This is a genomic window from Phytobacter diazotrophicus, assembly GCF_052061655.1.
Taxonomy (GTDB): domain Bacteria; phylum Pseudomonadota; class Gammaproteobacteria; order Enterobacterales; family Enterobacteriaceae; genus Phytobacter; species Phytobacter diazotrophicus.
On record NZ_CM125428.1, the window covers coordinates 3,794,422 to 3,815,812 of the forward strand.

The following is a 21,391-nucleotide window of genomic DNA, read 5'->3' on the forward strand; positions in this document are numbered from 1 at the left end:
ATGGCTAAATATTCCGAAGAATTAAAGGGCGTTGCCCGTGCGCTTTATTTGCGCCACGCCACCCCGAAAGAAATTGCATCAGATTTAAATCTGCCGAATGCGCGGATCGTTTACTACTGGGCGGAGAAATATCAATGGGCTGATCTGTTAAGCCATGAAAGCACCGAAGATGCCATTGAGCGGCGTTATCAGTTGCTGGCCGGACGGGACGGCAAAACCGACCTGGAATTAAAAGAGATGGACATGCTGATTGCTCACGCCACGAAACTGCGCGCCCAGAGCAATAAGCACAAAGAGAAGATGGCGGAAAGCCAGGGCAAACGCAGCGACCACGGCGGCGGAGATGAGGACGACGAGCAGCCACGCAAAAAACGCAAGTACCGCAAAAACGACATTTCCGGGCTGACACAGGAAGATTTCGACGCATTCGCAGAAGAAAACCTCTTCGAATACCAGAAACACCTGCGCCTGAATATTGGCCAGCATGTTCGCAATATCCTGAAAAGCCGCCAGATCGGTGCGACCTGGTATTTTGCCTTTGAAGCCTTTGAAAATGCCGTCATGACAGGCGACCCGCAAATTTTCCTGTCAGCTTCGCGCCCCCAGGCGGAGGTGTTTCGAAGCTATATCGTAAATATTGCGGAGCAATTCTTTGGCATCACCCTGACGGGCAACCCTATTCGCCTGAGTAACGGCGCAGAACTGCGTTTTCTGTCCACCAACAAAAACACCGCACAGTCCTACAGTGGCCACCTGTATTGCGATGAATATTTTTGGGTGCCGAGCTTCGCGAAGCTGAACGAAGTTGCCTCCGCAATGGCCACGCACGATAAATGGCGTACAACTTACTTTTCCACCCCGTCAGCCAAGACGCACCAGGCTTACCCGTTCTGGACAGGTGAAGAATGGAAACAGGGCAGCAAGAAACGCGCCCATGTGCCGTTTCCGTCCTTCAACGAGCTGCGCGACGGCGGACGCCTTTGCCCGGATGGCCAGTGGCGCTATGTCATTACGATGGAGGACGCAATTGCAGGCGGGTTTAACCTGGCCAGCATTGACCGCCTGCGCAACCGCTACAACGAAAGCACCTTCAACATGCTGTACATGTGCGTCTTCGTTGACAGCAAAGACAGCGTTTTCAGGTTCTCCGACCTGCAAGCCTGCGGCGTCGAAACGGACACCTGGCAGGATCACAACCCGGACGCCCCGCGCCCGTTTGGTGATCGCCCGGTATGGGGCGGATTTGACCCGGCGCGAAGCGGTGATTTGTCCTGTTTCGTCATTGTTGCGCCTCCCATCTTTGCGCCGGAGAAATTCCGGGTGCTGCGGGTGTTCAGCTGGAAAGGCATGAACTTCCGCTACCAGGCAAAGCAGATCGAAGAACTTTTCCGGCGCTACAACTTCGCCTACATCGGCGTTGACGTCACCGGGATCGGACAGGGGGTTTTTGAAAACATCCAGCATTTCGCCATGCGTGTGGCCAGGCCGATTCGCTATGACCGCAACACGAAAGATCAGCTGGTACTGAAAGCCTGCGACGTGGTGGAAAGCAGCCGCATCGAGTGGGACAAAGACCAGAAAGAAATTCCGGCCAGTTTTATGGCCATCCGCCGCACCAGTACCCAAAGCGGAAACGCTATGACGTTTGTCGCAGACCGCACGCAGGAAACCGGACACGCAGAAGCGTTCTGGGCGATCACACACGCACTGCACAACGAACCACTCAACTATGAGAACAAGCCAAAATCGAAATGGGGGCTTAAGAAAGCAGCATGACCAAAAAGAAAAAATACAGGCAGCGCGACACCCGCACCACGCCACCCGAAAAGAAAATGAGCGTGCTTCGCTTCGGTAAACCGGAACCGGTACTGACGACAGGCACCGATTATGCGGACGTCTGGTATGACAATGAGGCCAATCACTATACGTTGCCGATTGACCGCCTGGCACTGGCACAACTGATCAACCTGAATGGCCAGCATGGGGGGATTATTCACGCCCGAAAAAACATGGTGATGGCGGACTACACCGGGGGCGGACTGAGCCGCGACGAGATGGAAGCGGCGGTGTTTGATTTCCTCACGTTCGGCGATGTGGGCTTTGTGAAAATTCGCAACGGATGGGGTGAGGTGGACGCCATTGCCCCCCTGCCCGGCCTCTACACCCGACGCCGAAAAACGGGGGAATTTGTCGTTTTGCAACAAGGTGAACCCCTCGTATATCAGCAGGAGGACGTTATTTTTATGCGCCAGTACGATCCGCAACAGCACATCTATGGCCTGCCGGACTATATTGGCGGCATCCACTCCGCATTACTCAATAGTGAGGCGGTCATTTTTCGCCGCCGTTACTACCACAATGGCGCACATACAGGCGGCATACTCTACACCCGTGACCCCAGTATGACCGATGAGGTGGAAGAAGAGATTGAGCGCCAGCTGCGTGACAGCAAAGGGATCGGAAACTTTTCAACCATCCTGGTGAATATCCCTGGCGGTGACAAAGAAGGAGTGCAGTTTATTCAGATGGGGGATATCAGTGCAAAAGACGAATTTGCCAGTGTGAAGAACATTTCCGCACAGGATGTGCTGAACGCCCACCGCTTCCCGGCAGGGCTGGCCGGGCAAATCGCGCAAAATGCCGCTGGCCTGGGCGATCCTGAAAAAGCCGAGACCACGTACAAGCGCAGCGAGGTAACGCCCCTGCAACGTCGATTTATGGAAGCGGTCAACAGCGACAAAGAAATCCCACTAAATCTGCATCTTAATTTCAATATCGAAACGGGAAACGGTGCGGCATGAAAGAAAAAAGGTTAAAATCCAGGCATCCGAAATCATATGGAGCATGGAAAGTGCGCGTATTAAAAATCAAATGCCCTGATTGCGGTTCGCCAGCAATAATCAAGAAAACAAACAGAAAACATCGCGAAATCGCAGATATTTATTGCGCCTGTGCAGATGTAGAGTGTGGTCATACTTTTGTTATGAATTTGACGTTTTCCCACACTCTCAGCCCAAGCGCTAAATCCGGTGATGCAATGCTGCAACAGCTAATTACCAGCATGTCACCGGAGCAAAAGCAAATCACCCTGGACCTATTGCAAGCCGCCTCTGCTTAACTGGCCCCCTGCGAGGGGCTTTTTATTTCATCAGAATCAAGCCGCTTTTCCAGATCGGCGGTCAACTCGACTAGCCAGGAAAATATCACATCTTTTTCATCACAAGAACAATCACTATGCACTGCTAATTTAGCAAGCAAACCAATACGTTGTACGGCTATGGTTTCGAAAAACAAATCCTGCACAACTCCTCCCCCTGAGAAAATAACTGTACATACATACAGTATACAGTTAAGTGTTTCGAGTGAAATACTTTTTTACCATCTACTAACAAATATTATTTCCCCCATTACCAACAAGTTATGACCACCCCGGCCAGCGTTCGTGTTCAGGTTTTGGATGCCTTTCCTGTAAGTGCCCCTCACGGTAAACCAGCGAAGTTTTCCCGAATGCTATACCGCCTCCCCTCATTAAAATGTCGATATTTGCATCAGAACCATCAAAACCACGGCTTTGCAGTTCCAGTTTTAATCGTCTCCGGGTTCCCCCCTCCGTACAGTTATTGACAGAACTCCAAGCCGCGCCGGAGGCGCGAGAAAAACCCGCCTCCGCTGGCGCTTCGGCCAACTTCGCAACCTTTTCCCACTTGACCCGGCGGGTACATACTTCTGAATCAGGAATAAGAGGGGAATAGATACCCTGTACGCGCTGGACGTCCTCCGCGTACTCGTTACCCATTTCAGTAATTTCATAGGCGAGGCGCACAACCAGATCACGGCGCGCAACCAGCGCACCGCCCTGTAATTGCGTGTATGCCGCCCAGTCGCCCACGTCCGCCGCAGCAAGTACCGCATCCATGCGGTTATCAGTCAGGCGTTGATCGCCAAGTCGACGCAGTTCACGCCATACCGTTACGGGAGCGCCACCAATCTGCTGAAACTGCCGGATACGCCATCGGGACGCCCAGGCGCTGACAGCCTTTGACATATCCCGCAGGCTTTCGCCGCTTTCTTCGTCGGTTTCGCCATCGAGCGCAAAGCCATCAATATTTTTGGAAATGTATTTCGCAATATAGCCCGTTGCAGAACCCTTCTCTGCATCGATAGGCTCAACGTGAAAACGCGCCTTAAGCGCCTGCGGGGATTGCAGTTCTTCTGAGTCGGCTATACGTGCGTGATAGCAAATAATGTCGCGTACCGTGTCCACGTCCTGTGGACGCATAAACAGCAACATATGCCAGTGTGGTGTTCCATCGTGATGCGGTTCCACCACACGAAACCCAAAGATATGAATACCGGCGCGAGAAATGGCGGCACGACATTTCGCCCATACGTTGCATAAATAACGCTGGGTATCCTGGGGGTTACAGCCATTCCACTGACCAACAAAGCCGCCCTTACTGTGTACTGCGTGATAACGGGATGGCGCGGTGATGGTGTAGAACTCCCCCGCCAGCCCTTGTTCATTGGCAATATCTTCAAAACCGCGCATCCGTACCATCAGCTCACAACGGCGGATTGCCGGGTTAGCCACGCTGCGATGTACCATTTTGTCCAGGGCAATGCGCAGCCCTTCATCATTCAACAGGTCGAATTTTTTAAAAAATTCCAGATTGCGCTTTTTCTGGTCTATCCATTCGCCCAGTGTCTTACGGGATACGTAAGCGCTGGCGGACTTTTGCACCTGTCCCACGGCGATGGCCAGATGCTCGCGTTGCACATCGCGTACACGCTTAAGGCGCAGATACCACCATTCAGGCGCCATCATACGCAGAATGCCGGAATGTGCCTGGCGCTCGGTCAGCTTGTCAGCCAGATAAGCCCCCCAGTAAGGGGCAGTGAAATTTATCAGCTGTACCAGCTCGCCCATATGAACAAAAGCCAGCCCGGCGCGCCTTGCCAGTTCTTCATCATCCTGCGTTGCGCCATCCAGCGTGTCAGTAAAGTCGCAAAATGCCTGAGATAACCAGGACGATACACGCCCGGCCAGCTTTTTCAGCTCCGGGCGGTCAAGTGACGGCAGGCGGTTTAATTCTTTACCGAAAGGAAGATCGAGAGCATCACCCGCCAGGGTATACCGGGCTGTGACTTTCCGCAGACGTGGCAATACGTTCTGACCGATTGTACGGCGCAAAAACGCATTGGCACGGCGACGGCCATCAGTGCCATTAAAAATTTTCTCGTAGCGCTGGCCAAAATACCCGGCCAGCCAGTCGGGTATTTCATGGAGGTACTGAGATCGCCAGTCGTAATCCTGCGCATTGACAAACCAGAGCTTACGCTCAGTTATCGTTGCGTCATGCGGCACACCTTTCGCAAAGATATCACGCCGCCAGGCTTCAACGGCGTGATACTGGCCATTTTCGTTAAGGTCTGTATGCAACATATCCCTTAACCATGCAGCGGCCATTAAACCAGACAGCCTGAGTCTTTAGCTTTGCTGACGCCTCAATTTCGCATCGCGCTTTATCCACACGATCCGCAACCAGGCCAAGCAGTACAGCGGCAAGAAGGAGGATGCCAACAAGTAAAGGATTAGGCATGGATGCCACCTCCAGCAATCATGCCCGTCATTTTCAGGATCAGCTCAGGTGCGGCCTTCTGGCTGTTCGCCGCAGCCCCTACACTACGGGGCGCAGTGATCCCGATGCGTTCAAAACCGGAGTAAAGGTGATGTACTAGCTCCAGGTCACTATTAGACGCAATAACGGCGACACCTGCGGATGCCAGCTGGCGTAATTTCCTCGATAATTTCCCGTGATCCATGAGGTTAAAACCACTTTCATGGTATGCAGTAAAGTTGCCCCCAACGGTCAGATAGGGAGGATCGCAATAAACCACATCCCCCCCAGCCACCATCCCCAGCGTGTGTACGTAGCTGGAACAAACAAACGTTGCCCGGCGCGCCTTTTCTGCAAAGGCTTTAATTTCCCTCTCTGGAAAATACGGTCGCTTGTAATTGCCGTAGGGCACATTGAAATAACCACGTCGGTTATAGCGGCACAGTCCATTAAAACAATGACGGTTCAGGTAGAGGAAAAGAGCGGAGCGCCACTGAGGATCACAGTCATGGTTAAAGGAATCACGGCTGTCATAAAAACCGTCAGCGCTGTTAAAGGTTTCAAACAAATGACGTGCGCGGTCAATCAAATCAGCGGGACTGGCGGCAATCTCTTTGTACAAAGCGATAAGGTCAGGGTTAACGTCCCCGATTAGGTATTCGTCATACTCTGTGTTAAGCATGACAGCGCAGGAACCCGCGAACGGTTCAACCAGGCGCTTACCTTTCGGCATGTGGGGAAGCAGCTGCGGCAGGAGGCGGGATTTACTGCCTACCCATTTCAAAGGCGTTTTTACTGCCATGCCGCACCGCCCTTGCTTTCAATGGCTGCGGCTTCTTCGCGGATAAGCTCCACGATTTCAGAGGCACTAAGCCCGGCGTTTGCAGCATGGTTAGCCAGTTTTTCGAGACGAACAGAACATATATCCGCAGCAGCAGCTTTACCTTCCATAGTTGCGCGCTGCAGCATTAGGTCCAGTTTGACGGGGGGAACGGAATCGGAAACAAATATGCTGTGTGTTGTCATAATGCTTTCTCCAGGGCAAAAGAATCCCCGGCCATCGAATTGATGGCCGAAAAATTCCGGGTTGAATTAGTGGATGGCTGGCTTTTTGATTACTGCTGAGGCGTTAGGTGCTGGCAATTTGTGTAACTCGTAAGTCGCCTGCCACCAGTGCCGGATCATCAAATACACCTCATACTGGCCAAGCGTTGCTGCGGTGAAAAACAAGCTACGGATTCCGGCCAGTGCTTCAATCTGGCCATCTTTGCTTTCCGCCTCGCGATAGGCAGAAATCCACAAAGCGGCATTGATGGCCAGCCAGTGACGTGGATTAGTCAGGTGCTGCGCTTCATTTACGAAAAACTGGTTCAACTCAACGCGCCCGGCCTTATCGACGTTTCCATTCATGAAGTGCACCACATAGTTCATTGGCACACTCCACATGGACAGCTCACGCTGAAACGTCTCTTTATCAACGGAAATAATCGGCATTAATGATTCTCCTGGTCCATCAACTTAAAAATAATTTCGGGTGCGATAACCATTTCCACGCCCTTAGCGCTATTGATCGGGTAAACCTTCTTCATCGGGCGGTTAGCTGTGCGCTTAGAAAAGTCACCATCACGCAATGAACCGAATCCTTCAAAGGTTAAACGGGCGCGTGAAATACCCTTGCGCAGCTGGATCAACTGGCGATAGTCCAGCCGCTCACAAAGCTCTCTCCAGCAACATCTTGCTAAACTCGCCTTAAAGTCCCCGTTGCCAGACGTTATAGCCGCAGCATGAAGTACCACTCCGCGCCATTCTTCTGTCAATTTGTCCCACCAGTCAGCGGCTTCGCTTTTGTCGCTGAAATATTTACGGCGAATCTGCTTAAGTTGTGCCTGGCCAAGTTGTTGGCGTTCCAGATTAGAAAGCATGGACACCTCCCAAAAATTTCAGCAACCGACGCACCAGTGATGGGCGTTTAGTACTGGCGTTGAATTTATAAACATGTGATGGATTCCAGCGCTGGCCATCCTGCAATTCAATCCAGCCATTTGAATGGCTGGGAAGTTGCGGCGACGGCGACTGGTGCGTGAGTAAGGAGGCGATATCTTTCAAAGCGACCTCACATCATCCCGGTCGCGTTTGTCGTCACGATATCGACGGCAGCAGCAAGCACGGGAACGGACTGGAAACGAGCCTCAACGGAATAGACGAGTAAAGAGAGGCTGCGGATTGCATCACTGGCGCGATCAAGAATCTGATTCCGGCGCGCCTGAGTCATCCTGTCTGTTGAAACCGCTTCCCCGGCAATAGCCCCAACACTGGCCGCAGCGGTTAACGCACAAAACTGCATGTTATCCGGCGTAGCGTTATTTACCGGAACGGATGGCTGGCAATTGATTTGGCGTAACAGCCCGTCAAGGATACGGGCATCTTCTGTTACGTCTGTAATGGCCAGTAGCTCATCGCAAGTAAGCCGATGCGGCTGCATTGGGTTCAGCTTGTTACGCAAAATTTGCGGACGCATCCCAACTGCATCAGCCACATCCTCCAGATTGTGTTCAATGGCGAAGATGCGGCAAGCATTATCAAAGTGAGGATGTTTAGAGGTCTGGTAATCAAACATGGTCATCATCCTTGCTAGGTTTCAAAATCGAATCAGTTGATTACGACATTGCAATCAGCAAGCGCGTCGATGGTCATGGCTGCAATGTTAATCATGACCTTTTCACGCCCCATATCTTTGCGTAGGCGGTGACGGGGCAAGCGCCCATCTTTCAGCATTGCATCAATTGTGTCTTCGGGCAGGCCAGTGAGTTCCATGTACTTTTCTTTTGAAATGGAAGGGACAGGCAGATTTATTGAAATGTGAGTAGCCATAGTGCAAGATTCCTCGTTTGTGCATTAACCGTGTCTAGCGGTGTTAAGTGGTGAGCAACCCGTATTGGAATGTTCACTCGAAAGATAACTTCGCAAATGCGAAGTGTCAACGGAATAATTCCTCAAAGGCGAAGTTATGGATCTCAAAACAGGCGGTCAGAAGGTCATCACGCGGATAGTCGAAGCGTATGGATTCAAAACAAGACAGGCTTTATGCAACCAGCTAGGTGTATCAACCAGTACGATGGGTACACGATGGATGCGGGATGTTTTTCCAGCTGACTGGATAGTTCAATGTTCGATTGAAACAGGTGCGTCCGTGGAATGGTTAGCCTTTGGCAAGGGCGAAGCATTCCCACACGGCAATAAAAACTTCTCAAATGGAAATATTAGATCCGCAAATGAAAATGCGCTGAGCGACGTTATTACAGTCCCGAAGAAAAAAATCGTCGACGGCAATTTATACAGCGCCAATTTCTTCATGCTGGATAAAGCAATGCTGCCTTCGCACATAATTAAACCCATTATTGTGGTGGACGACTCCATCCAGTATTTGGCTGAGGAAAACAGCGAAGAAATCTCTGATGGCACGTGGCTTGTCGAAATTGAAGGGAAAGTGAGCATAAAAGAATTAATGCGCATCCCGGTTGGTAAAGTTCGGGTTAACTCACCGGAAGGTGGTCATTACTTCGAATGTGGTGTCCGTGAGTTAAAAGCCCTAGCTAAATGCCATTTCTATTTAATGACTAATGTTTAAAGAGCAAAAGAACAAACATTGACACTGTATAAATAAACAGTAAAAAATACCCCAATCAAAATACGGGGGTGTGAATGGCAGTTCGAAAATTAGAAACTGGAAGATGGATTTGCGAATGTTATCCAGCCGGGCGGGAAGGTCGAAGGGTTAGAAAGCAATTTGCTACCAAAGGGGAAGCGCTGGCTTTCGAGCGTCATACAATGGACGAGGCAGCCGCAAAGCCGTGGCTAGCTGAAACAGTGGACAGGCGGACATTAAAAGACATTGTAGAACTTTGGTATAAGCTGCATGGAAAATCATTAACAGCAGGTGAGCACGTCTACAACAAACTGTTGTTAATTGTCGATGCACTCGAAAACCCTATGGCCACCGCACTTACCCCGAAAATGTTTGCTCACTACAGAGATAAACGACTTACTGGTGAAATCTATTTCAGTGAAAAATGGAAGGAAGGAGCCAGCCCGGTAACCATTAATCTTGAGCAAAGCTATCTCAGCGGTGTGTTTAGTGAACTATCCCGGCTGGGAGAATGGACAGCACCCAATCCTTTAGAAAACATGCGGAAATTTACTATCGCCGAAAAGGAAATGGCCTGGCTTACTCATGATCAAATCACAGAACTACTCTACGACTGTCAACGTCAAAGCGCCATGCTTACCCTGATTGTCAAAATCTGTCTTAGTACTGGTGCACGGTGGCGCGAAGCTGTAAACCTCACCCGCTCGCAAGTAACTAAGTACAGAATTACCTTTGTCAGGACGAAGGGTAAGAAAAACAGAAGCATCCCCATTAGCCCAGAGCTATATGAAGAAATAATGGAATTCAAGGGGTTTAGACTTTTTAGCGACTGCTATTTCCAGTTTTTGGCGGTGATGGATAAAACATCAATCGTCCTCCCGCGTGGTCAGCTAACCCATGTTCTCCGCCATACTTTTGCAGCTCACTTTATGATGGCCGGAGGTAATATTTTGGCGCTGCAAAAAATATTGGGACACCACGACATTAAAATGACAATGCGTTACGCCCATCTTGCACCTGAACACCTTGAAACGGCGCTACGCTTCAACCCTCTGGCAACTATGTCCGGTGGCGACAAAATGGCGGCAGCGGTTGCCACTCCCTAATATTAATTACCTCTCCCAACCCTTTTAACTTATTGATTGTAATATAACTTATTGTTTTTACTAACCCATTTATATAAATGGGTTTTTTGTTGCCTTAAAACTGTCCCCTTCCCTCACTCACCCGCAATCCTGCCCACCATCGCGCGAATATCCGCACGGCTCAGCGGTTCCCGGTCCACCACAAAATGCAACGTCATCCCTTCGATAAAGGCATCCAGCGCACGGGCGGTTACCGGGTCGAACCATCGCTCCAGCGTGGTCTGACTGGTGCGCATCCAGTTTTGCATTACGCTTTTCAGCATCGGTTTTTTGCTCATCAGAGCATAAAGCTGATACATCAACTCCATATTGTGCGGTGTCGTCACCTGAGCACTGAAAATCAGCTCAGTCACGGCATCACAGGCGGTTGCGGCGCTATCAACCTGAGTAAAAAAGGCCGCATATTGCGCGGACATTTGCTGCGTAAACCGGGTAAAAGCTTCATCCAGCAGCGCATCAATGCCGGTAAAATAATAGGTCATTGAACCGAGCGGCACGTCGGCGCAACTGGCAATTTTTCGGTGGGTGACGGCATGAATACCGTGCTGCGCAATGGTCTCCAGCGTGGCATCCAGGATGCGTTCACGCCGCTGCGGGTCGTTCGGTCGTCGGCTCATAAATCCTCGCAATCAGATGTGTACAAATGTACACATGCTTGCTAGTGTTGTCCTCTCTTTTCCTTGCAGGATGCGACGTAATGCCAGTCACCTCACATCGTAATGCGCTAAAACACCGGCTCTGGGCGCTTTTCACCTTCTTCTTCATCCCGGGACTGTTGATGGCGTCGTGGGCGACCCGTACCCCGGCCATCCGCGACATCCTATCTGTCTCAACGGCAGAGATGGGTGCCGTGCTGTTTGGCCTCTCCGTGGGCTCCATGAGTGGCATCCTCTCATCCGGCTGGCTGGTGAAACGCTTTGGTACGCGCAAAGTCATTCGTGCCAGTATGGCTGCCGCCATCGCCGGCATGCTGGTGTTAAGTCTCGCCCTGTGGCTGGCTTCCCCGTTGCTGTTTGCCGTTGGACTGGCGTTTTTTGGCGGCAGTATGGGGGCAGGCGAAGTGGCGATAAATATTGAAGGCGCGGTGGTCGAGCGCGAAATGAACAAAACCGTTCTGCCGATGATGCACGGCTTCTACAGCCTCGGCACGCTGGCTGGCGCAGGGGTTGGTATGACCCTGACCGCATTGGGTACACCGGCAACCTTGCACATTCTGCTGGCGGCCATGGTCGCCATTACGCCTATCGTGTTGGCTATTTCTGCCATTCCCGAAGGGACGGGAAAAGACACGCCGGAAGATAAAGCGCGTAACAAAGCGGGCCTGCCCTTTTATCGCGATATCCAACTGCTGCTGATTGGGGTGGTGGTGCTGGCAATGGCCTTTGCCGAAGGTTCTGCCAATGACTGGCTGCCGCTACTGATGGTCGACGGACACGGGTTTAACCCCACCTCCGGCTCGTTGATCTATGCCGGTTTTACCCTCGGCATGACGGTCGGGCGCTTTACCGGCGGCTGGTTTATCGACCGCTACAGCCGCGTCGCCGTGGTTCGCGCCAGCGCAATGATGGGCGCATTGGGTATTGGGCTGATTATTTTTGTCGATAATGCATGGATTGCCGGAATGTCGGTGATCTTCTGGGGACTGGGTGCATCGCTGGGCTTCCCGCTGACCATTTCTGCCGCCAGCGATACCGGCCCCGATGCGCCAACCCGCGTCAGCGTGGTCGCCACTACGGGCTATCTGGCGTTTCTGGTAGGGCCGCCGCTGCTTGGTTTTTTAGGGGAACACTACGGATTGCGCAGCGCGATGCTGGTGGTCTTAGGCCTCGTGCTGGTTGCCGCACTGGTTGCTAAAGCGGTAGCAAAGCCGGAGCGCGACATGCAATCCGCAACCGAGTAATGCGCACACGCGGCAACACATTATCGGGATCGATTACGCATACTTCGCCCCACTGCGTGGCTGGCGCTCTGCCAGCCACCGTCAATTAGCGAGGCGAAAATGAAAATTCAACTGTTAACGGCACTGCTGTTTGGTACGCTCTCCATCGGCGCTCTGGCGCAAAACGTGACGGTCAATGTCCCGGACGGTTACAAAATCGAGTTAGTCCCCATCAACACCCCGACAGCGCAAACAACCTATGTTGCGCCGCAGGTCGTTGCCCCTGCGCCTGTGGTCCGCGTTGCACCTCGTGCCCGTCATCTGGCAAGCGTCGGTGAAGGGATGATCATCGAACATCAGATTGACGATCATCACTAACCCTTCAACAGAAATAACGCGCGCGCATTTTCTTATTTATTTCTGTTTATTTACCCTCTCTTCTCTGGCTAGCAGCAGGCTCAATGAAGCAGGTAATACCGTCAGTGTTACCAGCGTGGCCACGAGAAGCCCCCCGATAATGGCATAGGCCATCGGCCCCCAAAAAACCTGATGTGATATAGGGATCATCCCCAGTATTGCCGCGCAGGCCGTTAAAACAATGGGACGTGAACGATGTTCCGCTGCCGCAACGATAGCGTCGCGCGAAGCCATCCCCTGCGCCAGGTTACTGTCCACTTCACTTATCAGGATGACCGCATTGCGAATAATCATCCCTGCCAGCGCGATCACGCCCAGCAATGCCACAAACCCCATCGGCGTACCTGTCGGCAGCATGGCTAATACGATGCCAGGCAAGCCAAAAGGCGCCATAAAGAGTGCCAGCAACATGCGGGAGAAACGCTGCAACTGAATCATTAACAGAACCAGCATAGCGATGAGCGTCACAGGTAACACCGCGAAAACTGAGCTATTTCCCTTCTCCGATTCCGCGACCGTGCCCCCTTCTTCGATGTGATATCCCGCGGGCAGTTGCGCACATAATGTATCGATATCCGCACGCAGAGCAGACGACACGGTCTGTGCATTCAGGCCCGGCGCCAGGTCTGTTTGCACGGTAATGAAAGGCAGTCGTTGGCGACGCCAGATAACCGGATCATCAACGCCCCATACGGGCGTGGCGACTTCGCTAAGTGGAATTTTCTTTCCCGCCGAGGTTGTCAGCACCAGTGACGATAACGTGCTGATATCCAGACGCTCCTTATCGTTTGCACGTAGCACCACATCCACGAGGCGATCATTATCCCGCACCGTGGTGACGGTCCGACCAGACCAGACCGTATTAAGCGTTTGAGCAATATCCTCTGAGGAGACGCCTGCCGCCCGTGCAGCAGTCTGGTTAACATTAAAGGTGATCACCCTTTCCGGTTCGCCCGCGGTCAGGTTAACTTCCCGCGTGAAAGGCGACGCTCCCGTTTTAGCGGCAACACGGTTGGCGATTAAGCGCACCTGGGCATAGTCAGGCCCGCTCACGCGGTATTTTATCGGCCAGCCTACTGGCGGCCCTAATTCGAGGGGGGAAACCCGCGTCGTCAACTCGCCAAACTGGCTGGCTAACAGGGCCGAGAGTTGCCGTTGTAAGCGGTCTCTTGCCGCTAAATCCTTCGCGACGATAACGAGTTGCGCAGTGTTTTCATTATCCAGCAAGACTTCCATTGGCAAATAAAAACGTACGGCGCCCGATCCGACATAGGTCGTGTAGTGATCAATATTTTCATTACCGCTTATCGCTTTTTCGAGACGCTCGGTCTGCCGTTCTGTTTCGGGTTGTGACGTATTCGCCGGGAGCGAAAGACTGACCAGCAGTTCGGGACGGTCCGATGCCGGGAAAAATTCCCCCTGCATGTAGGTCGCCCCAACGCCTGACAAAATAAGCGCCAGCAGGGCAATTCCGATTGTCCTCAACCGATAACGCAACACGCGATCCAGTAACGCACGATAGGCCTGAGCAAGCCTGCCTGCGCTCCCGCCATGATGCTTAACATGCGCAGGAAGTAACCAGGTGCCGGTCAGTGGCGAGAACAGGATGGCGACGACCCAGGAGCAAAGTATCGCAATCAGGACAACGGCAAACAGTGAGAAGCAATATTCTCCGGCACTCGACGCTGCAAAGCCGACAGGAATAAACCCCGCTATCATCACCAGGGTGCCCGTCAACATGGGAAAAGCCGTGGTTTTGAACGCATAAGTGGCGGCGTTTTTACGCGAGTCGCCCGCCTCAAGCCGCGCCACCATGGCTTCAACCGTTATCATCGCATCATCCACCAGAAGCCCGAGCGCAATAATGAGCGCGCCCAGAGAGATGCGCTGCAAGCCAATATTGGCCAACATCATGCCGACAAATGTCATTGCCAGTACCAGAGGTATTGCCGCAGCAACGACCAGCCCGGCGCGCATACCGAGCGAGATAAATGAAACAGCCAGAACGATCAGAACGGCTTCGATAAGCACGCGGACAAAGCTGCTGACTGCATCGTTCACGACCACAGACTGATCGGCAACTTTTACCATTTCAATACCATGCGGTAACTGGTTTTTGACCTCCGCCATTCTGGCGTTAAGCGTCTTACCGAAAAGTAACATGTTGCCGGTTGAAGCCATCGAAATCGCAAGCCCTATCGCAGGCTGTCCGTTTACCCGAAAAACAGGGGTGGCGGGCTCGGCAATTTGACGCGTGACGGTCGCAATATCCGTCAGGGGAATGTACCGATCATTAATATGCAGTGTGACACCGCGAAGGCTCTCTTCTGAGGTCAACGCACCGCTCACACGCAAGGCAACGTTATCGTTTCCGGTACGAATCGTTCCGGAGGGTTCAACGGCATTCTGGGCCTTTAATGCCTCGCTCACCTGCTGAACATCTAATCCCATACCGGCAAGTTGTCGGGGGGAAAAGGCGATAACCATCTGCTCCTGCTGTTCACCCAGAAGCGTAATCTTCCCGATATCTTTCACCGACATCAGATTACGCCGGACAGCTTCTACGCGATCGCGTAACTCCCGCAAAGTGTAACCGTCTGTAGTGAAAGCATAAATAGTGCCGAACGTATCATCAAATTCATCATTCACAGCAGGCCCTTGCGCCCCCTCGGGTAACGAGGTTGCAATATCCTGCATTTTTTTACGCACCTGATACCAGATCCCCTGAACGTTCTGCGGTGGCGTGTCGTCTCGCAAGTTCACATAAATCACGCTACTGCCTGCCCGGGTTTCACTTTCTATATAATCAAGCCAGGGCGTCTCCTGCAGTTTTTTCTCCAGCACATCGGTCACCAGCCGGGTTGTATCCTCAATGTTGGCGCCGGGCCACTGCGCAGAGACCACCGCCGTTTTTATGGTAAATGCCGGATCTTCATTACGCGGGAGCTTTTGATAACAGAGGATCCCCGCCACGAGAATCAACATCATAAACATGCTTACCAGTTGCTGATGTTCAAGCGCCCAGGCGGAAAGGTTGAAGCGTTGCTTTTTATCGGGAGCGTTCATGACTGGCGCTCCCCCGGAATAATTTTTTCGCCATCGCGTAACTTGTTCACCCCTGCGGTAATGACTTTATCGCCGGGATGCAGGCCGGATGAAACGAACGCGGAAGCAGCCGAGTAGCCTGATAAAGTGACCTCACGTAACTGCGCCTCTCCGTTATTACCAATAACAAAGATGGCGGGTCTATCGCCCGTGCGACTCAGCGCGGAGGCTGGGATCTTATAACCAGGCAACGTCGACGACGGTATTTCAATGGTCGCGCTTGCCCCTAACGCCATAGCGGGCTGGTCGTTAAGAGCAACCCTGACTTGCCAGGTTCGGGTTTGTGGGTCGGCCTGCGGGCTGATATCACGCAGTATGCCGGTGGTCTTTACGTCTGGATTCGACAGCAACGCGACCTGAAATACCCGCTCTTTCGCATCGGGTGCGGAAAGTTGCTGCGGGTCAGCAATATCAAATACCACATCGCGTGCCTCACTGGTCGCAAGGGTAAAGACCGTTTGCCCTGCACTGACGACCTGCCCTGCAGAAACACTGACGCGGGTAATCACGCCATCTGCAGGCGCAGTCAGTTTTGTCCAGGCAAGGTTATCCTGCGCATTGCGCAACGCGGCCATACTGCTTTTAAGGCGTGACGCCGCCGATTGCCAGTCAGCGCGCGCCGTATCAAGCTGAGTTCGGGCGATAGCACCGGAGGGCAACAATTTTTGCATGCGATTCAAATTCAGCAACGCGACTTGTTCGGCGGCTTTGGCGCTCTCCACATCGGCGCTGGCGCTGGCAAGCTCATTTGTGCCGGTCTGGTTTTCTAATGTGGCCAGCACTTGTCCCGCATGCACATGATCGCCGATATCAACGAGACGGCTCACCATGCGGCCGCTCAATCGGAAAGCGAGCAGGGTTTCATCGTGGGCACGAATTTCTCCGGTTCGCACATCGACCGGCAACGAGGATAACGTCCGGATAACCACGTAGCGAACGGGCCGCGGCGGCGCAGCCTTGTGCGTATCCTTCTCGCCACAGCCGGTCAGTAAAAAAATGAACACCAGCGGGGCGATAAACGGCAAAAAAGAAAGAATAGAAAACTGACGCGCGGCATTAAAAAGATGATGCACACTTTGACGAAATAACACGGTGAGTTCTTCTGACATAACGCCACTCCTGATCGGTAATGGCGTCATTACATCTTTATGAAGTCGAGATTCTCTTCATTTTTCATCAAGGATTCATCAAGAATGCATTTATCTGTTTTCAGACGGCAGCGTTATTTCTATCAGCAGACCGCCCTTTTCAGGTAAAGACGCGGCAATATTCCCGCCGTGGGCAAGGCAAATAGCCCTGGCTATGGATAACCCCAATCCACTGCCCCCGGAATGCCGCGCCCGCGAAGCATCCGCCCGCGTGAAGCGCTCGAAGATGATCGGTAAGAAATCGGGGTCCACGCCAGGGCCGTCATCCGCAAAAGTGATGCTGAACACCTCAGCATCCCGACGAATGCCAATGTTTAGATGCCCACCCTGTCGACCATAGCGCAAAGCATTTTCCATAATAATCGTGAAGGCCTGCCCCAGACGCAGCGCATCCCCATTGAAAAGCGCAGGTGCAGTATCAACAACATTAATGCTCACGCCTGATGTATCCGCCTGTAGCTTTAGCCAGGCTGCACGCTCACGCAATAGCTCCCCAAGGCAAAGAGGATGGCGATCGAGCGTCAACTGTCCGGCGTCCGCCAGTGAAAGTAAGTGTAATTCCCCGGTAAGACGGTTCAGGAGAAGCAACTGGTTCATCACCATACTCAGTTGCTCTTGCGTAGGGCTAAAGACGCCATCCAGCATCCCCTGCAGCCGACCTATGGCCGCCGTTAACGGGGAGCGAAGTTCATGCGCCATCGCCACATGCGAAGCGCGCAGTTCGCGTTCATACAGGGCAAGTTGCTGTGTCATGCTATTAAAATCAACGGCGAAACGTATCATTTCCGCAGGTGCATCCTTGATAAGTTCCGCCTGGCTGCCGAATTGCCCTTGCGTGACTTTATCAGCCGCCTCTCGTAACCGGCTGAACTGTGAAGATAATGGCCGCGCATAGCGTAGCCCCATAATGACAATAAAAGGGATCATCACCAGAACAAGTACACCAACCATGATCCAGTCGGTCGAGGCAATGGAGGGGGTCGAGTAACTGATTCCCCACCACGTGTCGACAATGTAATGGAAGCGATCCGGGTTCACATGCGGATTGTCTTTCAATGCGAGGAATTCGGCTCTGACACTGGCAGGCATATCATGCAAAGCCCAGTAATTCTGGACGGCATAACGTAGCCACATGCACAGCGCAATGATAATCACAGTCCCGATGGCAAGGGCAAGGATACGGGCGCAAATCCAGCGCCACAGGGACTGATGAACGGGACTCTTCATAGCTGCTGGAACCTGTATCCAATACCGCGTACGTTTGCCAGAACGCCAGTGACCCCAGCGCTCTCTAATTTTTTACGCAAATTATAAATATGTGTATCCACAACGCGCTCTAGCGCATCGCTGTCCGGAAGGCATTGTTCCAGCAGGAATTGCCGCGTAAAAGGGCGCGTGGGATGGCGCATTAGCGTCGTCAGCATGGAAAATTCAGAGGGCGTAAGATCCAGAACAATCGCGGGTTTTTCGCGATCGGTCACAATGGCGGTAATCGCCACCGTATTGACCGACAGATTTTGCCAGTTAAGTGTCTCTTCGGGTTTTTCAGCACGCGCGGTGCGGCGCAATACAGCCTGGACTCGCGCAACGACTTCACCAGGGAAATAAGGCTTAACAACGAAATCGTCAGCGCCATAGCGCAATGCGCCAATACGTTCCGACGCCTCCCCCATTGCGGTGACCATAATGACCGGGACATCGCTGTCGCGCCGAATGGAAGCCAGTACTTCAGTGCCACTTATGCCAGGGAGCATAATATCCAACAGAATGAGATCGGGTTTAAGGCGTCGCGCCATTTCCAGCCCTTTAGTCCCGTTTTCTGCTATCAGTACGTCAAAACTATCCCGACGGAGGTAGGCTTCCAGTACGTCAGCAGCATCCGTATCGTCTTCAATTATCAATATTTTTCGACAAACCATTTATGTACCCTGGTTTTTTTAGAGAACAGCAATTGCCGATCTGTTACGCCAATACATACAATACCCTTTTCGTGACAGTAAACGCGCATCGATAAAATGACAAATGATATAAACCACCCGGAGAAGATTAAATTCATCAGAGACAGCGCGCCAAAAAGCGGAACTTGACAGTATCTTAACAATTCCCTGACTGATTATTGATAACAGTCCTTCATACTGAACCATCAGAAAACCATGCGCTGAAATAATACGCTTTTAATGATTCCGGAGATGCTCAATGTTCCCCCAAAAAACAGTACCGTTGATGGCAGGTTTACTATTTACCTCGGTAACGTCATTTGTGAATGCGGATGACACTGCCGCTAATACAGACACGTTTACCATGGGGATTGCAGGGCAATACGCGCCGCGTTACAGCGGGTCAAACCATCAATCTTTCCAGGTCTTACCCGTTATCCAGGGGCGAAAAGGCGCGTTTTTTGTTGATTCGGAAAAGGGGCTGGGATATGACCTGCAGGCCGACAATGGCCTGTATTTAGAACACACGCTGGGTTATAGCCTGGGGCGTGCTGAGCGTAATTCCGACTGGCGGGATGGCGCAAATGAATTAAAAGGAATGGGCAATATTAAAACGGCCATGAATACTGCGCTGGCAGTTGGCTGGTCCATAGCCCCCTGGGTAAGCATTGAAGGAAAAGCCATTCTTCCTGTTACTGATAGCCAGGGGGTAGAATATCAGGCTTCCTTTACGCTTATTCCGCTGCAGAATGAAATCGATACTATCGCACTGCAAAATACAGCCATGTTCGGCGATCGTCGATATATGCAAATTAATTATGGTGTCAGCCAAAACCAGAGCGATCGCACGGGATATCAAACGTTTACCCCTGGCGGAGGCTTATACGGAATAAGCACAAATCTGCTGTGGAACCATCAAATTGACACACATTGGGGAACAACCTTAAGCGCGGGTTATAACTGGCTGAATGATGATGTTGCAAATAGCCCTATTGTGTTCAGACGAAATACATTCTCTTTTACCGGTGCCATCACCTATACATTCTAACTACACGTTTTCAAAAATGGAGAGTGAGGATAGACGAGAAAGAGATAATGGCGAGGCGCAGAAAAATGCCACAATTACAAGCAACGGTAATCATGGAAATAACAATGTGGATTGACGCCAACCTGGATAAAAACATCACCATAGCAATCGCTGCAAAAAGAGCGGGGTATTCTAAAAGGCACCTGCAAAGAATCTTCAAACATCATACAGGGCTCAGCCTTGTTCGATACATCAGACAAAAAAAGATCATGGAAGCGACATCAGATCTACAAAAAACCAGTATGCCTATTATTGAAATAGCCTCTAAGTACGGATTTGACGATCAGCAAAGCTTCTCAAAGGCCTTTAAGAAAATTCATAATGCGCCACCCGGGCAATGGCGAAAAAAGAATGGCGAATAACAGATAAATCCCCCCGAAAGTACTGAGATTACTTTTTCGATAAAAATACTTAACAGGGCGTTTTACGTTTAATACCTTTTTAATTCGTCACCACACAAATAACTGGCATTGCCGCCGGTAATGTTTACCGACGGCAGTGTTGCGGATCAGTGGCTGGCTTTTTTAATCGCGGCCTGAATCTGTTCCGCGCTCGCCAGCCCAGGGAAGACGGTGATGTTCTCCGGGGTTGCGCCTTTAACTGGCATCACAATCAGCCCTGGCGTCCCGGTGAGTTCCAGCGTCTGCGCCAGCGTATTGGTGTTCTCAAGGATATTGCTGTAATCCGCCTGCAGCTTATCCGTGGCACCGGCAGCCTTCGCAGCAGCATTGATATCCTCGACGGTCAGTTGGCCTTCGTTATGCCCGGTATGGTAAATGCTGTTGTGATAGATGGCATACCCGGCAGCACCTTTCTGCTTCCAGACATCAAGACCGCGCAGCGCGGCTTTCTCTGAGTTCTCCCAGCGCGATGCGAAAATAGGCCACTCTTTGAAGATATAACGCACGTCCGGGCTGGTCTTCATGACTTTCTCCAGCTCCGGGGCGAGTTTGCTGCAATAAATGCACTGATAATCGAAGAATTCGATAACCGCCACTTTCGCATCCTGTGGACCAATCACTGGCGTATCTTTGTCACGCAAGAGGGCTTCCTGGTTCTCCATTACCTTCTGGGTAAGCGCCATCTGTTGACGCTCCTGCTCTTGCTGCTGCAATTTCTGGCTGACCTGCACCAGCACCTCCGGATGGGCAACAAGGTAGTCGGCGGCGATTTTACCGATTTGCGCTTCCTGCTCAGGCGTGAATGCCGGCGCAGAGGCGGCCAGCACAGGGCTTAAATGGAAAAGAGTGTATGTGGTCACTAAAGAAATCAGCGTCTTTCTGAAGGTCATCGGTGGTGTCCCTAACGTTTTTTCTGAATAGTTTGCGAACAGGCAGGTGCGTCGTGCTCCGCAATATCGCCATCAAAGATACGCGTTTTCAGTAAAGGTGACACGCCGGAAGTGATAA

At 51.8% G+C, this 21,391-nt stretch carries 24 protein-coding genes; 9 read left to right on the forward strand and 15 right to left on the reverse strand.

From position 1 onward, the window contains the following. The 3 genes from ACS0RQ_RS18555 to ACS0RQ_RS18565 are packed head-to-tail and all read left to right on the forward strand — an operon-like array spanning window position 1 to window position 3,118. Complete coding sequence (locus tag ACS0RQ_RS18555) at window positions 1-1,776, forward strand: terminase large subunit domain-containing protein (RefSeq protein WP_334632977.1); 1,776 nt, start codon at window positions 1-3, stop codon at window positions 1,774-1,776. Beyond that, the gene (locus ACS0RQ_RS18560; protein WP_334632979.1) at window positions 1,773-2,801 is read left to right on the forward strand and encodes a phage portal protein; all 1,029 of its coding nucleotides are present in this window, start codon (window positions 1,773-1,775) and stop codon (window positions 2,799-2,801) included. The genes ACS0RQ_RS18555 and ACS0RQ_RS18560 overlap by 4 nt, the downstream gene beginning before the upstream one ends. Further along, window positions 2,798-3,118, forward strand: coding sequence for an Ogr/Delta-like zinc finger protein (locus tag ACS0RQ_RS18565; protein ID WP_317077451.1), 321 nt, complete (start codon window positions 2,798-2,800; stop codon window positions 3,116-3,118). The genes ACS0RQ_RS18560 and ACS0RQ_RS18565 overlap by 4 nt, the downstream gene beginning before the upstream one ends. On the opposite strand, the gene ACS0RQ_RS18570 is transcribed toward ACS0RQ_RS18565, so the two are convergent. From ACS0RQ_RS18570 to ACS0RQ_RS18610, 9 genes are all read right to left on the reverse strand, one after another. Next, complete coding sequence (locus tag ACS0RQ_RS18570) at window positions 3,115-3,303, reverse strand: hypothetical protein (RefSeq protein WP_317077452.1); 189 nt, start codon at window positions 3,301-3,303, stop codon at window positions 3,115-3,117. The two genes, ACS0RQ_RS18565 and ACS0RQ_RS18570, sit on opposite strands and share 4 nt — an antisense overlap. A 115-nt stretch (window positions 3,304-3,418) precedes the next feature. Beyond that, window positions 3,419-5,443, reverse strand: a complete 2,025-nt coding sequence (locus ACS0RQ_RS18575) for a replication endonuclease (protein WP_334632983.1) — start codon at window positions 5,441-5,443, stop codon at window positions 3,419-3,421. Between the two features lie 149 nt (window positions 5,444-5,592). After that, the gene (locus tag ACS0RQ_RS18580; protein WP_317077454.1) at window positions 5,593-6,420 is read right to left on the reverse strand and encodes a DNA adenine methylase; all 828 of its coding nucleotides are present in this window, start codon (window positions 6,418-6,420) and stop codon (window positions 5,593-5,595) included. Continuing rightward, window positions 6,411-6,644: a DUF2732 family protein gene (locus tag ACS0RQ_RS18585; RefSeq protein ID WP_334632985.1), complete on the reverse strand. Its 234-nt coding sequence runs from the start codon at window positions 6,642-6,644 to the stop codon at window positions 6,411-6,413. Before ACS0RQ_RS18585 ends, ACS0RQ_RS18580 begins: the two co-directional genes overlap by 10 nt. 66 nt (window positions 6,645-6,710) lie before the next feature. After that, the gene (locus ACS0RQ_RS18590; protein WP_334632987.1) at window positions 6,711-7,112 is read right to left on the reverse strand and encodes a hypothetical protein; all 402 of its coding nucleotides are present in this window, start codon (window positions 7,110-7,112) and stop codon (window positions 6,711-6,713) included. Then, entirely contained in the window at window positions 7,112-7,540 is a 429-nt protein-coding gene (locus ACS0RQ_RS18595; RefSeq protein ID WP_317077457.1) for a hypothetical protein, read from the reverse strand. The genes ACS0RQ_RS18590 and ACS0RQ_RS18595 overlap by 1 nt, the downstream gene beginning before the upstream one ends. Next, window positions 7,530-7,724, reverse strand: a complete 195-nt coding sequence (locus ACS0RQ_RS18600) for a phage filamentation protein Fil family protein (RefSeq protein ID WP_334632988.1) — start codon at window positions 7,722-7,724, stop codon at window positions 7,530-7,532. Before ACS0RQ_RS18600 ends, ACS0RQ_RS18595 begins: the two co-directional genes overlap by 11 nt. A gap of 7 nt (window positions 7,725-7,731) precedes the next feature. Then, the gene (locus ACS0RQ_RS18605; protein ID WP_317077459.1) at window positions 7,732-8,235 is read right to left on the reverse strand and encodes a phage regulatory CII family protein; all 504 of its coding nucleotides are present in this window, start codon (window positions 8,233-8,235) and stop codon (window positions 7,732-7,734) included. 32 nt (window positions 8,236-8,267) lie between these two features. Further along, window positions 8,268-8,489, reverse strand: coding sequence for a regulator (locus tag ACS0RQ_RS18610; RefSeq protein WP_317077460.1), 222 nt, complete (start codon window positions 8,487-8,489; stop codon window positions 8,268-8,270). 136 nt (window positions 8,490-8,625) lie between these two features. Between ACS0RQ_RS18610 and ACS0RQ_RS18615 the strand changes: the two genes are divergently transcribed. Further along, entirely contained in the window at window positions 8,626-9,246 is a 621-nt protein-coding gene (locus ACS0RQ_RS18615; protein WP_334632991.1) for a phage repressor protein CI, read from the forward strand. A gap of 74 nt (window positions 9,247-9,320) precedes the next feature. Further along, window positions 9,321-10,370: a phage integrase gene (locus ACS0RQ_RS18620; protein ID WP_317077462.1), complete on the forward strand. Its 1,050-nt coding sequence runs from the start codon at window positions 9,321-9,323 to the stop codon at window positions 10,368-10,370. A 113-nt stretch (window positions 10,371-10,483) separates the two neighbouring features. Here ACS0RQ_RS18620 and ACS0RQ_RS18625 read toward each other — a convergent pair whose 3' ends face one another. Next, a complete protein-coding gene (locus ACS0RQ_RS18625) occupies window positions 10,484-11,026 on the reverse strand; it encodes a TetR/AcrR family transcriptional regulator (protein WP_039078488.1) in 543 nt (180 codons plus the stop codon). A gap of 80 nt (window positions 11,027-11,106) precedes the next feature. Between ACS0RQ_RS18625 and ACS0RQ_RS18630 the strand changes: the two genes are divergently transcribed. Both ACS0RQ_RS18630 and ACS0RQ_RS18635 read left to right on the forward strand, forming a co-directional pair. Then, window positions 11,107-12,309, forward strand: a complete 1,203-nt coding sequence (locus ACS0RQ_RS18630; protein WP_271849799.1) for an MFS transporter — start codon at window positions 11,107-11,109, stop codon at window positions 12,307-12,309. A gap of 99 nt (window positions 12,310-12,408) precedes the next feature. Then, the gene (locus ACS0RQ_RS18635; RefSeq protein ID WP_271849800.1) at window positions 12,409-12,666 is read left to right on the forward strand and encodes a hypothetical protein; all 258 of its coding nucleotides are present in this window, start codon (window positions 12,409-12,411) and stop codon (window positions 12,664-12,666) included. Between the two features lie 36 nt (window positions 12,667-12,702). Here ACS0RQ_RS18635 and ACS0RQ_RS18640 read toward each other — a convergent pair whose 3' ends face one another. The 4 genes from ACS0RQ_RS18640 to ACS0RQ_RS18655 form a co-directional block, all read right to left on the reverse strand. Continuing rightward, complete coding sequence (locus tag ACS0RQ_RS18640; protein ID WP_271849801.1) at window positions 12,703-15,771, reverse strand: efflux RND transporter permease subunit; 3,069 nt, start codon at window positions 15,769-15,771, stop codon at window positions 12,703-12,705. After that, window positions 15,768-16,919 carry an efflux RND transporter periplasmic adaptor subunit gene (locus ACS0RQ_RS18645; RefSeq protein ID WP_271849802.1) on the reverse strand — a complete coding sequence of 384 codons (1,152 nt, stop codon included), beginning with the start codon at window positions 16,917-16,919 and terminating at the stop codon, window positions 15,768-15,770. Before ACS0RQ_RS18645 ends, ACS0RQ_RS18640 begins: the two co-directional genes overlap by 4 nt. Window positions 16,920-17,009: 90 nt before the next feature. Beyond that, the gene (locus ACS0RQ_RS18650; RefSeq protein WP_193795580.1) at window positions 17,010-18,185 is read right to left on the reverse strand and encodes a sensor histidine kinase; all 1,176 of its coding nucleotides are present in this window, start codon (window positions 18,183-18,185) and stop codon (window positions 17,010-17,012) included. Beyond that, window positions 18,182-18,877: a response regulator gene (locus tag ACS0RQ_RS18655; protein ID WP_079498308.1), complete on the reverse strand. Its 696-nt coding sequence runs from the start codon at window positions 18,875-18,877 to the stop codon at window positions 18,182-18,184. Before ACS0RQ_RS18655 ends, ACS0RQ_RS18650 begins: the two co-directional genes overlap by 4 nt. Before the next feature lie 277 nt (window positions 18,878-19,154). Here ACS0RQ_RS18655 and ACS0RQ_RS18660 point away from each other — a divergent pair, with 277 nt between their 5' ends. Both ACS0RQ_RS18660 and ACS0RQ_RS18665 read left to right on the forward strand, forming a co-directional pair. Next, complete coding sequence (locus ACS0RQ_RS18660; RefSeq protein ID WP_420372476.1) at window positions 19,155-19,943, forward strand: MipA/OmpV family protein; 789 nt, start codon at window positions 19,155-19,157, stop codon at window positions 19,941-19,943. Window positions 19,944-20,008: 65 nt separating this feature from the next. After that, a complete protein-coding gene (locus ACS0RQ_RS18665; RefSeq protein ID WP_271849804.1) occupies window positions 20,009-20,344 on the forward strand; it encodes a helix-turn-helix domain-containing protein in 336 nt (111 codons plus the stop codon). A 146-nt stretch (window positions 20,345-20,490) separates the two neighbouring features. On the opposite strand, the gene ACS0RQ_RS18670 is transcribed toward ACS0RQ_RS18665, so the two are convergent. Beyond that, window positions 20,491-21,273 (reverse strand): DsbA family protein, encoded by a 783-nt coding sequence (locus tag ACS0RQ_RS18670; protein WP_193795577.1) that lies wholly within the window; start codon window positions 21,271-21,273, stop codon window positions 20,491-20,493. Window positions 21,274-21,391 lie beyond the last annotated feature (118 nt).